At 61.9% G+C, this 12,064-nt stretch carries 11 protein-coding genes; 2 read left to right on the top strand and 9 right to left on the bottom strand.

The window, feature by feature from the left end; all coding sequences use genetic code 11:
- The first annotated feature begins 190 nt into the window (after positions 1-190).
- Positions 191-1,738, top strand: a complete 1,548-nt coding sequence (locus ACA069_RS03435; RefSeq protein WP_497616318.1) for a collagen-like triple helix repeat-containing protein — start codon at positions 191-193, stop codon at positions 1,736-1,738.
- A 133-nt stretch (positions 1,739-1,871) separates the two neighbouring features.
- A complete protein-coding gene (locus ACA069_RS03430; RefSeq protein ID WP_187681153.1) occupies positions 1,872-3,542 on the top strand; it encodes a ShlB/FhaC/HecB family hemolysin secretion/activation protein in 1,671 nt (556 codons plus the stop codon).
- A 116-nt stretch (positions 3,543-3,658) separates the two neighbouring features.
- Here ACA069_RS03430 and ACA069_RS03425 read toward each other — a convergent pair whose 3' ends face one another.
- The 9 genes from ACA069_RS03425 to cpaB all read right to left on the bottom strand — a co-directional run bounded on the left by ACA069_RS03425 (position 3,659) and on the right by cpaB (position 11,995).
- The gene (locus ACA069_RS03425) at positions 3,659-4,018 is read right to left on the bottom strand and encodes a DUF6124 family protein (protein WP_187681155.1); all 360 of its coding nucleotides are present in this window, start codon (positions 4,016-4,018) and stop codon (positions 3,659-3,661) included.
- Positions 4,019-4,533: 515 nt separating this feature from the next.
- Positions 4,534-4,806, bottom strand: a complete 273-nt coding sequence (locus ACA069_RS03420) for a DUF3613 domain-containing protein (RefSeq protein WP_187678492.1) — start codon at positions 4,804-4,806, stop codon at positions 4,534-4,536.
- Positions 4,807-4,817: 11 nt separating this feature from the next.
- Positions 4,818-5,507 (bottom strand): tetratricopeptide repeat protein, encoded by a 690-nt coding sequence (locus tag ACA069_RS03415; RefSeq protein WP_401268775.1) that lies wholly within the window; start codon positions 5,505-5,507, stop codon positions 4,818-4,820.
- 10 nt (positions 5,508-5,517) lie between these two features.
- Positions 5,518-6,408, bottom strand: coding sequence for a type II secretion system F family protein (locus tag ACA069_RS03410; RefSeq protein WP_187678494.1), 891 nt, complete (start codon positions 6,406-6,408; stop codon positions 5,518-5,520).
- Complete coding sequence (locus ACA069_RS03405) at positions 6,405-7,289, bottom strand: type II secretion system F family protein (RefSeq protein WP_187678495.1); 885 nt, start codon at positions 7,287-7,289, stop codon at positions 6,405-6,407. The genes ACA069_RS03410 and ACA069_RS03405 overlap by 4 nt, the downstream gene beginning before the upstream one ends.
- 10 nt (positions 7,290-7,299) lie before the next feature.
- Positions 7,300-8,571, bottom strand: coding sequence for a TadA family conjugal transfer-associated ATPase (locus ACA069_RS03400; RefSeq protein WP_401268782.1), 1,272 nt, complete (start codon positions 8,569-8,571; stop codon positions 7,300-7,302).
- Complete coding sequence (locus ACA069_RS03395) at positions 8,568-9,758, bottom strand: CpaE/TadZ family protein (RefSeq protein ID WP_187678497.1); 1,191 nt, start codon at positions 9,756-9,758, stop codon at positions 8,568-8,570. The genes ACA069_RS03400 and ACA069_RS03395 overlap by 4 nt, the downstream gene beginning before the upstream one ends.
- Positions 9,755-11,026, bottom strand: a complete 1,272-nt coding sequence (locus tag ACA069_RS03390; RefSeq protein ID WP_401268785.1) for a type II and III secretion system protein family protein — start codon at positions 11,024-11,026, stop codon at positions 9,755-9,757. Before ACA069_RS03390 ends, ACA069_RS03395 begins: the two co-directional genes overlap by 4 nt.
- A gap of 21 nt (positions 11,027-11,047) precedes the next feature.
- On the bottom strand, positions 11,048-11,995 hold the full coding sequence (cpaB, locus tag ACA069_RS03385) for a Flp pilus assembly protein CpaB (RefSeq protein ID WP_497616315.1): 948 nt from the start codon (positions 11,993-11,995) through the stop codon (positions 11,048-11,050).
- Positions 11,996-12,064: the final 69 nt, after the last annotated feature.

Here is a 12,064-nt window from a genome sequence, read left to right as displayed (position 1 = left end):
TTCTATACCTTGGGTATTAGTCCTTAGGCGCTGTGCATCGCCTTATATATAAAGGCGTTAATACCAACTTGAGAATGGCGTGAATCCGCCCCCGGATCGAGATTGGCACCACGGACGAGGCATCACCGACAACAGATCGGTGAGCCATCGAAAACGACGAATGTTGTTACAGGTGCAAGGAATCTCGATCATGAAAACTCAAGACGTGTGGTGCAAATCGGCAATCGCTCTGGCATTGATCCTTTCCCTCGGCCTCACCGGTTGCAGCAGCGGCGGTGGCGGTCATAAGAGCAGTTCCGGCAGTTCCTCTCCGGCAACCAGCACCGATGGTACCGGAGGCACAGGCGGAACCGGAGGGACCGGAGATACTGCCGGTACAGGTGGAACCGGTGGGACAGGCGGTACAGGTGGAACTGGCGGTACCCCGACCGATCCAACCAACCCAACCAATCCGACAGACCCGACCAATCCGACCAATCCATCCACCCCGGCTGCACTGGTGACGACCACCCTTGTGCAGGATGTCGGCAAAACGGTCAGCGGCGTCGGCGACGGCGTCGGCCAGATTGGTGACTCCTTGAGCACCGTGCCTGTGGTCGGTGGCGTAGTGCAGAGCGCGGCCAACACCGCCGGCAACGTCGTCACGACTTTGGGCGATGGCGTGGCCAATGGCATCGGCAAGCTGGCCACTGATCCCAAAGGCCTGACCACCACCGTGGCCTCGGTCGGTGGCGTCGTAACGGATGTCGGCGATGGAGTGTCCGACCTCAGCGGCAAACTGGCCACCGCGACCAGCAGCGTTCCCGTGGTCGGCGGCGTGGTCACTAAAGTCGCACCGGTACTCGATGGCGTAGGGGAGAAAGTCACCATGCTCGGCGACACCCTCAACACCACCCTCAGCAACGGCCCGACCAGCCAATTGACCAATAAAGTCGGCAGCGGCCTGGTGCCGGTGATTGCCATGGTTGAAAGCACCACCGACAAAATCGGTGATGCCACCGGTCTGGGCGACCCGCTCAAAGGCGTGATCCAGAAAGTCGGCAGCACCGTTGATGGTGTCGGCGACAAAGTCACCGACGCGGGTAACGGCAATGCCCTGACCAACACCCTCGGCGGCGCACTGAGCAATGTCGGTACGGCGGCGGGCAAGGCTGGCGGCCTGGTGTCCAACGGCACCGGTTCAGGGAGTGGCGGTATCGGCGGTGGCCTCGGCGGCACTGGCTTACTGCAAACCGTCGGCGGCGCAGTCGTCAACGTTGGCACAGGCTTGAACGCCGGTAATACCAACGGCGTGGTCAGTGCCGGTGGTGTCACTGCTGGCGGGCTGGGCAATACCATCGCCTCGCTGAACACAGTTCTGGGTGGCTCGGGCGCACCGATCACAGCGACAACCTCACCACTGGCCACCGTTGGCGCCACACTGGGCGGCGCGCTGAATCCAGTCACCAGTGGCGTCACCACCGTGACCCAACAACTCGGCGCGGCGACCGGCCTCGGCTCGCCAGTCGCTGGTCTCACCGGCCAGGCCGGTAGCGCGGTCAGCAACCTCGGTGGCGCGATTGCTGCCACCAACAACCCGGTCACTACAGCTGTCGGTGGCCTGGTCACTAACGTCGGCGGCACCGTCGCAGCGGTCGGCGGTCTGGTTAACGGTGGCACCACAACGGGCGGCACCACTGGCGGATTGGGCGGCGTACTCGGTGGTTTGACCGGCGCTCTGGGAGGCAACAAACGCTAAATTGCACCTGGCCGATTCGACGGCCTCACCTACAGCGCCTACGCTTGGTTGAAGGCGGAAGATTCCCACGAGTCTTCCGCTTTTTTCTTAGGAAAAAATCAGCCCTCGCTGTGATCTGACCATGGAGTGTCCTATGCGCGTTATGGCATCCCTGCTGTTCCTCAGTCTCAGTTCCACCGCCCTCGCCGACACCCTGCCCAGCTTTCTCAATAGCAACGAAACCATCCGCAACCTGCCCGTGCCGAATCTGCCGGCCGATGCCTATCGCCCGGCCGCCGCGCCGCTGCAAGTGCCTGACCCCGGCGCGACCGCCGCGCAACCGTTGTTGATGGAGACCAAAGTCAATCTCAAAACCGTGCAGATCGAAGGCGGGACAATCTATCCACTCAACGAACTGGCCGAAATCTACAAGCCACTGATCGGCCGCGAGGCCAGCCTCGCCGACTTGATCGAAGCCACACGCACCATCACCCGCCGCTACCAACAGGATGGCTACCTGCTGTCCTACGCCTTCCTGCCGCAACAGAGTTTCGATGACGGCGTGGCGCGGGTGGTGCTGGTTGAAGGCTATGTGCGCGACGTGCAGATGCAGGGCGATGTCGGCCGAGTCAAAGGCCTGCTCGACAAACTGGCGGCGAAAATCCAGGCCGAACGGCCGCTGACCCGCAAGACCTTCGAGCGCTACACCACGTTGATGACGCGCATTCCCGGCGTGACCATCCAGGCCCAGGTGCCACCGCCGGGCACCACCGACGGCGCCACGACACTCGTCGCCCAGGCCAGCCGCAAACCGTTCACCAGCACACTGAGCACCACCGAAGACAACCGCAACGGCCCCCAGGCCTTGCTCGGCGTCAGCAGTAACTCGCAGACCTCCATGGGTGAACAACTGAGCCTCAGCGGTCTGTTCCCGCCCGGTGACGACCACGAACGTTACTACCGCCTCGACTACAGCCAGTTCCTCGACGCCGAAGGCACGCAACTGAATCTGTCGGCCTCACGCTATCGCGCCGACCCCGGAACCGAAGTGTTGATCAACGGTGGCGGACGCCTGGATACCCATCGCGAAAACGACCGATATTCCATCGGCTTCAACGTACCGTTGATTGCCGCGTCCAACGAACTGCTGACCGCCGGCTCGCGCCTGTATGCGGTCAATGACAAGACTCGCTACGACGGCATCAACTTCCCGTTCAGCACGGAGTTCCGCACCGACATCCGCGCCCTCGCCTTCGAAGGCGACTGGCGCAAGGCCGATGCGCGGCAACTGCGAATTCTCAGCGCCGGGGTTTATCAGGGCTTTGACAGCTTGGGCGCGAAGACCAATTCCAGCGATATCGACCTGGATTTCTTCCGTGTGCGGCTCTCTGGCGTACAGAGCGACAAGTTCCTCGACAACTGGCAAGGCGTGCTGTCGGCGGCGTTGTACTGGAGCGACGACACCTTGCCCGACAGTGAACGGGCGGTGTTCGGCGGGCAGAACTTCGGTCGCGGCTATCCCGATGATCAGGCGTCCGGCGACAAGGGTTGGGGGGTGGCTTACGAGGTCAACTACAGCTTCAACCGCGACGGCAACTGGGTGCGAATCCTCCAGCCGTACGTCGTGCTCGATCGTTCGCGCAGTTGGTTCAATGAACTGCCGGTGCAAGCCAACAATCTGTCATCGGCGGCGATCGGTCTGAGGTTTGGCGATGCCAAGTACTACAACATTGCACTGGAGGCGGCGAAGGCGATGTCGGATGAAGCGCTGGATACGTTCAATCGCAAGCCGCGGTACAGCATCAGTTTCAGTTATCAGTTGTAGATAGGCGGCGCTTGTCATACCGCTTTCGCGAGCAGGCTCACTCCTACAGGGGAACGCATTCCAAATGTAGGAGTGAGCCTGCTCGCGATGAACGATAACGCGGTTTTTTCTGCGGATCAGGTTTGCGGGTCGACCCGATCCAGCGCCCGGTTCACCGCCAGTTCGGCGAGCATGACAATTTGCTGGATGCCCAACACGGTGCTGCGTTGCGCGCCGCTCAGTTCATTGGCGAAGTTGCTGGCCGCTGTGCTGGCGCTGGCCAGTGATTCGCAGGCGTGGGCGAGCAGGCTTTCGGTGTCGACACTCGGATTGACGAGGAACATCGTGCTCGGCTGGCGCGGTTTTTTCGGTTCGGGGCAGAGATAGAAATCGAGCGCGCGCTTGATCGCTTCGCGGTTTTTCGCCTGGTCATCGGCGCGGATGGCGTCGGCGAGTGGGGTGGTTTCGAGGGGTGGATCGGGAATCAGTTTGTCCATGAAAAACTCCTACTTGGCTGAAGGAGCCACCTGTTGTCGTTTCCACACGACAAAAAGGTGGCAGCTGTACGCGGGGTGGAAATACCGATAAGTAGGCAACCGGCCAGACCGAAGTCTGCCCACGCACAGCCGCCGCGACGCAGTTTGCAGACGAACGAAGACGTCGGCAACGATTACGGTGCTGGTGCAATGCATCTACTTAACATTCAGGTTTCCACACCCGATCGCTGAGGTGTCAGCGACAGCCCAAGACTAGTGAGCGCACGTCCGACGGACAACCTGAAAACCTTGTGGGATGCTTCTGAGATTTCGATACACGATTAAACATCCCGACTTGAAATCCACTCCCTGTAGGAGCTGCCGCAGGCTGCGATCTTTTGATCTTGACCTTCAAAAATCAAAGTCAAAAGATCGCTGCCTGCGGCAGCTCCTACAAAGGTATGCGCGATTTTCAAGCCCATGTAGAACCTGTGGGAGCGAGCCTGCTCGCGATGAACGATAACGCGGTGAACCTGCTAGCCCCCCGAACCGCTATCGACCTCGCCACCCTGATCCTGATCAAAAAACTGCGGTATCTGATGCTCGTAGCTTTTCAGCCAGCGCTGCATCGCCAATTCCCGTTCAGTCGGCGTCACCGTCTGTACTTTCGGCGAGGCCACTTTGTTGCGGCTTTGCAGTTGCAGCCAGCCCTCGGTTTCCTGTTGCTGGGCCGAGGCCGGGCCGGCGTCGATGGCATGACCGGTGAGCGGCAGAGCCAACAGAGCAAGACAAAAAATCGCGGTTTTCATCGCGGCTCTCCTTACTTGAGCATCGCTGTGACGGCGGCAGTGGCAGGGCTCGGGACTTTGAGTTTTTCCGCGCGGCTCTGAGCTTCGCTGAATTGCGCGGGGCTCAACCCGAAGCGGCTGACCAGTTCGGCGGCGCGGTTCCAATCGTCCTGATACAGCAACAGCGTGACCAGATTCAGCGCGGCCAATTTATCGCTTTGCTTGAGCTCCATGGCGGTGAGGAATTCAAAACGCGCGTCTTCGATGCGCAATTGATTGAGGTAAACCACGCCAAGATCGTTGCGGATTTTTTCATCGGTGGGCGCCAACCGCGCGGCGCGTTGCAGGTGCGCCTGTGCCTGACCGTAATCGGATCTGGCCGCCGCGAGCTGGCCCAGACCATGTTCGGCCTCGGCCGCCAGGCAGGTGCCGAGCAGGCTGCGATACAACGGTTCGGCCTCGCTGCGACCGAGCAAACGGTAAACCTTGGCCTTGCGCAACCGCACATCGGCGAGGTTGTCCGGCAGGCTTTGCAGGTTGGCCAGGCTGGCGTGGAGCTTGCCGTCTTTGGCCATGTCATCGGCCAGGTTCAACGACAGTTGCTGATCTGAACTGAGCTTGCCGCAACTGGCGCTGTTGGTCAGCGCTTCCCAGGGGTTCTGCCCGGTGCTGGCACAGCCACCGAGCAACAACAGACATGCACCGGCAATCATTGCTTTCATCACCACTCCTTCAAGCCCCCAAGGCCTTGGCCAGGGCGGTAAAGCCCGGGCCGGCGAGGACGATCAATAACGCCGGGAAGAGAAACAGCATCATCACGACGGACATTTTTGCGGACATCTTCGAGATGTATTCCTGCAGGCGCGTGAGGCGCCGGTCATCAAGCAGTTGCTTGAGCGAGAGCAGCGACTTCATCGCCCCGCCGCCCTGATGCAGCAACTGCTGAAGGATCACACAGGTGTCGGTGAACTCGTCCACCGCCAGCAATTGCGTGGCTTTGTTCAGTTCCTCTCCCAGCTCAAGACCGGAGTCGACCCGCGCCAGCACCAGACGTAATTCCTGAGTCAGCACTGGCAGCAACGCCTGACTTTCGTGGCTCAACACGCGCAGCGCCTGCTCCACGGCCATGCCGGATTCGAAGAGGATGCGCAGCAGTGGCAGGAAGGTGCCGATCTCGGTCGACAGTTGTTTTTGCCGCCGCGCCACCGCCATCACCAGCAACCGTTTGGGCAACAAGTAGCCGACACCGAGGGCGAACAACGGCGCGATCCATTGTTTTTCTACGGTCGGAAAAAACACCGATTGCAGCAACACCGTCAGCGCCAGCAGTAACAACGGCGTACCGATCTGGCAGGCGGCGAACAGCGAGCGCTGACGAGCGCTGCGCCAGCCGAGACGGTTGAGTAACGTCTGGGTTTCGTTGTCGAGCTTGACGCTGCGCTGGCCGACCTGGCTCTCGCCGAGCACGTGCAACAGGTTGCCGAAACGGTTTTCGCGGATCAGGTCACCGTCCAGTCGCCGGCTGATCTGCCGCGCACGGCGGCGTTGCTCCAGCAGGCTGGCAATCAGTAACAGGGCGGCGCCGAGCAACAACACGGCGCTGATCATCAGGGGTGTGGTCATAGGCTGCGCAACATCCGCCAGAGCAACAGACTGCCAATCACCTGCATGCCGAACGCCGTGGCCAGCATTCGCTGCCCGGACGGGTCGTGCCACATGGCGACCAGATAAATCGGATTGGCCATCAGGAAATACCCGGCCATGGCAATCGGCAGCAAGCCCAGCACCCACGCGGTAAGGCGGGTTTCGCCAGTCATGGCGCGCAACTGGCGCGAGGCCTGATCGCGCTCGCGGATCATCTTGATCAGGTTTTCCAGCAGTTCGCTGGCGTTGCCGCCATAGCGATGATTGACCTTGAGGCCGAGGGCGAACAGGCGAAACTCGTCCTTCTCGTAAAGCTCGGCCATGTCCGACATCGCGTCCGGCAAACTCACGCCCAACTGGACGTTGCGCTGCACACGGCCCATGGCGTTTTTCAGTGGATCTTCGCTGGCCTCGATGCCGCCGAGCACCGCATCGGCCAAGGTGCGACCAGACTTAAGACTGCGCACAGTGTGGTCGAGCAGTTGCGGCAATTGTTCGATCATCCGCCGCAAGCGCCGTTGATAGCGCCAACTGACATACAGGCGCAGCATCACTGGCGGCAACACCAGCAAAACCAGCAAACCGACCCATCCGGCCAAGGCAAAACCGATCAGGATCGCAAAAGCCCAGAGCAGCAGCCAGATACCGATGCGCTCGGTCGGACGGCCCAGCCCTGCGCGCAAAAAGGCCCGCTCAAGACTGGCCCAACGGGGCGAATCCACCGTCAGTTGCGGCTGGCCCTGATTCAGTCGATCCAGTACCCGTTCGGCGCCACTCTGGCGCCAGCCGTTGTAGAACAGGCGCAGCGACAAACCGAGCAGGCCCAGGCAAATCACAATTAGCAGCAGCGGTTTGAGCATGCCGTGGCCCTCAGTGCGCCAGCGTCGGTTCGCGGCGCAACTTGTCGCCGGCCGGGTTCACTGCTTCGCGCAGGAAACCGAAACCTGTGCGGCGGTCGAGGCGGAACAAGGTGTTGGTGACGTAGACGTCATCGCGCACGCCAACCACTTCCACCACCTCGCTGACGCAGCGGCGGCCATCGGGCATGCGGGTCAGTTGAATCACCACATCCAGTGCCGCGCAGATCATCTGGCGCAGGGTGCGTTCGGCGATGGTGCGGCCAGTCAGGCCGACCAGGGTTTCCAGGCGCAACAAGGCGTCCTGGGCGTTGTTGGCGTGCACGGTGCTCATCGAACCGTCGTGGCCGGTGTTCATGGCGGTGAGTACGTCGACCACTTCAACACCGCGAATCTCGCCGAGGATGATTCGGTCGGGGCGCATGCGCAGGGCGTTGCGGATCAGGTCACTGGCCTTGACCTCACCGTGGCCCTCGGCATTCGGCGGACGGGTTTCCAGGCGCACGACGTGCGGGTGGCCGAGTTGCAACTCGGCGACGTCTTCGATGGTGACGAGGCGTTCGTGGGGGCTGATCAACTGGCTGAGGATGTTCAGCAGCGTGGTCTTGCCGGTACCGGTACCGCCGCTGACAAGAATGTTGCAGCGCTTGCCGACCGCCTCTTTTATGAAGTCGTAGATCGCCTGATCGATGGTTTGCATGGCCATCAGGTCAGTGCTCTTGAGCATGTCCTTGCGAAACTTACGAATCGACAGGCACGGGCCATCAAGGGCAATCGGCGGGATGATCGCGTTGACCCGACTGCCATCGGGCAGGCGCGCATCGACCATCGGCGAGGACTCGTCGAGACGTCGACCCAATGGTGCAAGGATGCGCTGCATGACCCGTTCGACGTGGTGGGCATCGATGAAGCGCAAGTCGCTCAGGTGCAATACGCCGTCGCGTTCGATAAACACCCGGTGCGGGCCGTTGACCAGAATCTCGGTCACCGCTGTGTCGCGCAGCAGCACTTCCAGCGGGCCGAAACCGGTCAGTTCATCGACGATCTCTTCGGCCAGGCGCTCCATTTCATAACGGGAAATCGCCAGGTGCAGGCGTGCGATGTATTCGGCGACCTTGTCGATGACGAATTGCGAAAGCACCTGCCGCGAACCCTCCAGCAGGTTTTTCCCGGACTCTTCGATGGCATCGATGATGTAGCGGTGCAGCACCAGTTTCAGGCCATCGTGATCGGTGTTGCCGGTGGCGTGGCGCTGAGGGCCGCCGAACAATTGCTCGCCGTTCATGAGGTGCCTCGCAAGCGGTCGAACCAGGTGACTTTCGGTTTGGCCAGACTTTCCGAGCGTTTCGCCAAGCGTTCGCCAAGGGTGCGCAGACTTTGGCTGAGGGCTTCACGCGGGGCCAGTTCGAACAGGGTCACGCCCTGATTCTTGGCGTTGAGTCGAACTTCCGGGCTGTAGGCGAGTACGGCAATCACCTCCAGACCGAAGGTCTTGCCGAGGGTGTCGGAATCAGGCGCAACGTTGCGTAGATAGCGATCCACCAGCAGGCGACCGTGATCGAGTTTCATGCCCTTCTCGCGCCACAGATTGAGCACGGCAAGGTTGCGGCGACAGTCGAGCACGTTCTGATCGGTGTACCACAGGAGTTTGTCGCAGTGACTGACGAAGGTGCGCAGCGCTTCGCTGTCGGGTTGCCCGGTGAGGTTGACCACGATGTGCTGGAAGTGTTGGCGCAGGGCGCTGAGCAACATGTACAACTCGGCGGCGCTGGTGCGTTCCAGTGGCTCGTCGGAACCGGCGTAGGCGAGGATGCGCAGCCCTGCTTCGGCGCTGGTGAAGGCGCTGTCGATGAGGGTCGCGTCGAGGCGCCGCAGGTGGCGCAACGCATCGCCGAAATGAAACGAGCTCTCCAGCCCCAACAGCGCCAGACTGTCACCGCGTGGCAGGCCCAGGTCGAGCAACAGGGTTTGCTGCCCGCTCTTCTGCACCACCAGCGCCATGTGGTTGGCGAGTAGCGCGCCGTCGGCGTCGCTCTGTACCCCGTAAAGCACGGTCAAACCGCCGAGTTGGGTGTTTGGTGTGACCGCCGGCAGGCGTTTACTCAGGCGTCGCACCAGCCCGGCGACTTCGCTGGAGCGCGAACCGTAGGCGACAAAATCCCGTGCCCCGGCGCGCATTGCATTCAGCACAAGTTGATTGTCCATACCGTCACCGAGGGCGACGATGGCGAGCATCGGTTTGGCTTCCAGCACGCCTTCGATCAGTGCGCTCTGGGCCACCAGATGCTCGCGGTCGAGACCGACGAAAACCAGGCTGGCAAAGGTCACGTCTACCAGCGCCAGCAGCTCGTCAAGACTGCCGCCGCCAGCGCTGACCACTTGCCCCAGCGGCGCCAGCGACCCTTGCAACCACTCAAGATCCGTGTCGTTGCGGGTGATGGCGAGGAAGGTCTGACTCAGGTTCTGGCTCATTGCGATAATCCGCTGCGTTTATCGAAGTTGCCGTTTTCGAGGAAGTACAGGCGATACCAGTTCGGGTCGTAGTTGCGCAGTTTTTCGCCGGGCAGCGACGGCAGCGGCGCATTGGCGGCCAGCGGCTGGACCAGGTGCGGCGTAACGATCATCAGCAACTCGCGCTCTTCACGGTTGATCGAGGAGTTGCGAAAGAACGCGCCGATGACCGGTATGTCGCCCAGCCCGGGAAATTTGTTCACCTGAGAGGCATTCTGCGTGCTGATCAAGCCGCTGATCACGAAACTCTCGCCATCGGCCAGGGAGATGCTGGTGTCGGTGCGGCGGATGGTGAACGCCGGCACCGTGGTGCCGCCGATGGTGACGCCGTTGTTGTAGTCGAGCTCGCTGACTTCCGGGGCAACCTTGAGGGCGATGCGATCGCGGCTGACCACGGTCGGGGTCAGTGTCAGGCGGATGCCGAATTCCTTGTATTCGATGGAGTAGCTGTTGCTGTTGGCGCTCGGCACCGGGATCGGGATTTCGCCGCCGGCGAGAAAACTTGCGCTCTGCCCGCTCAACGCCACCAGGCTCGGCCGCGCCAGGGTGTAGGCAAAACCGCTGCCCTCCAGCGCATTGACGATGCCGAGGAATTTACTGCTGCCGCCGCCCCAGACGATGTTGAACATGTCGTTGGCCAACGGGATGCCGGGCACTGCGATACGCGGGTCGATGTTGGCCAACGGCACAACGCCGGGGGTGACGCCGGTGTTAGGCACGGTACCCGGTGCGCCGAACAGAAAGTTGTTCGAGCCTTTGCCGTAAATCGACGTGCCCGCCTCCTTGAGTTTGGTACGACTGACTTCGACGAAGCGGATGTCGGTCTGTACTTGCGACGGCAGGTTCGGGTCTTCGGAGGCCGGCAGCGAGACCGTAGTCATGGCCGCACTGGCCTTGCCCTGCACGAACACCATGCTCTGGCGCGGGGCGCTGGAACAGGTGCTCCAGATCATCAGCGTGGTGGCGCCGGGGCCGACACCCGTGAGCAACACCGCGTTATCGCCGGTCACCCGCACGTCGGCGATTTTCGGATCGCCCACTGCCACCCGGGTGATCGCGACCGGCGATTGCAACGCCTGTTGCAAACCTTCGCCGACCTCCAGCACCGAAGGCAACGGGCCGAGCGCGGCGCAATTGCCGGCGGCGGCGACGGCACTGCCGATCGAGGCAACACTCAGCAGCGAGGCCCGGAACAAGCCGTTGAACAGGGGCGTGAAGCGTGTGCGCATGTAAAGGCGTCCTTGCTCGATTCAGGGAGTGGGTTGTGCGGTTTCAGCACCGCGGATAACTTCCACGGTCGGTTTGCGCGCCGCCGGTTGACCGGCCACGGCCATGGGTTTGGGTGGAGCGGTGAGGGACAATTGACTGAACTCGACCAGCTCGCGCCGAGGCGTGTCGAGTTGAGTGGCGACATCGTTTTCGCCGGCCCAATATTTCGCCAGTTGCTGTTCATCGGCACTGCGCACCGCGAGGCGCAACACCCCGGCGCTGGACGCCAGCATCAAGCGGCTGACCAGTGGTTCCGGCACTGCCAGCACCACACTGCGGGCGGCCATGCGCTGTTGTTCCTGTTTGAGTCGCTCGTCATCACTGCGCGCCGGGCCGGCGGATTGGCCGTCGTTGGTCAGGCCCATCTGGCTGCCGACGCCGAGTACGCGTACAGCCGTCACCACCCGTTGCGCCGAGGCCTGCGGATGGTTTTCGTCCTTGCGCAAGAACAGCAACACATCGACGTAATCGCCGGGGGCCAATTGCCCGCCGGCGTTGATCACTTCATCCACCGCCACCGCCAGTGCCCGCTCACCGGGACGGATCATCCGCGCCAAAGGGCTGCCCGGCTGGAAGCTTTCATCACTGAGCCAACTGCCGGCGCTCAAGGGCCGCCACGGTGTGCGGCCGATGACCTGATCGACATTGCCCAGGCTGCCGGCCGGCGCGGTGCGCAGTTTTTCCACGGCCACATCGGCGGCGGTGATTTTCACGAAAGGCGGGATGTCGCGCAGCAACACAACGACCGGCTGACGCGTTGGATCTTCAACAGGTTCGGTGCTGGCGACGGGCGTTGCGGCTGGCGCCACGGCGGGAGCAGCAACCGGTTCGGCCACCGGCGGCCGGCTCAAGGTGAGCCCCCAATACCCGGCAATGATGGCGCCTACCAGAAACAACCCGGCCAGACCCAGAGTGACGCGACTGTTCATGACGGCTCTCCCTTTCCCGCTGCGTTTTGTCTCTCATGCAATGACCCGTGACTTCAACGAGATAACTTC

The organism is Pseudomonas sp. LBUM1652, assembly GCF_059716105.1.
The sequence above is the reverse complement of the archived record's forward strand: the minus strand, read 5'-3'. Positions and strand labels throughout refer to the sequence as shown.

Coding starts and splice junctions, on each gene's coding strand:
- ACA069_RS03400 (WP_401268782.1), bottom strand. CDS start 8,571: ATGAACGGCGAGCAATTGTTCGGCGGCCCTCAGCGCCACGCCACCGGC.
- cpaB (WP_497616315.1), bottom strand. CDS start 11,995: ATGAACAGTCGCGTCACTCTGGGTCTGGCCGGGTTGTTTCTGGTAGGC.
- ACA069_RS03430 (WP_187681153.1), top strand. CDS start 1,872: ATGCGCGTTATGGCATCCCTGCTGTTCCTCAGTCTCAGTTCCACCGCC.
- ACA069_RS03415 (WP_401268775.1), bottom strand. CDS start 5,507: ATGAAAGCAATGATTGCCGGTGCATGTCTGTTGTTGCTCGGTGGCTGT.
- ACA069_RS03420 (WP_187678492.1), bottom strand. CDS start 4,806: ATGAAAACCGCGATTTTTTGTCTTGCTCTGTTGGCTCTGCCGCTCACC.
- ACA069_RS03390 (WP_401268785.1), bottom strand. CDS start 11,026: ATGCGCACACGCTTCACGCCCCTGTTCAACGGCTTGTTCCGGGCCTCG.
- ACA069_RS03425 (WP_187681155.1), bottom strand. CDS start 4,018: ATGGACAAACTGATTCCCGATCCACCCCTCGAAACCACCCCACTCGCC.
- ACA069_RS03410 (WP_187678494.1), bottom strand. CDS start 6,408: ATGACCACACCCCTGATGATCAGCGCCGTGTTGTTGCTCGGCGCCGCC.
- ACA069_RS03395 (WP_187678497.1), bottom strand. CDS start 9,758: ATGAGCCAGAACCTGAGTCAGACCTTCCTCGCCATCACCCGCAACGAC.
- ACA069_RS03405 (WP_187678495.1), bottom strand. CDS start 7,289: ATGCTCAAACCGCTGCTGCTAATTGTGATTTGCCTGGGCCTGCTCGGT.
- ACA069_RS03435 (WP_497616318.1), top strand. CDS start 191: ATGAAAACTCAAGACGTGTGGTGCAAATCGGCAATCGCTCTGGCATTG.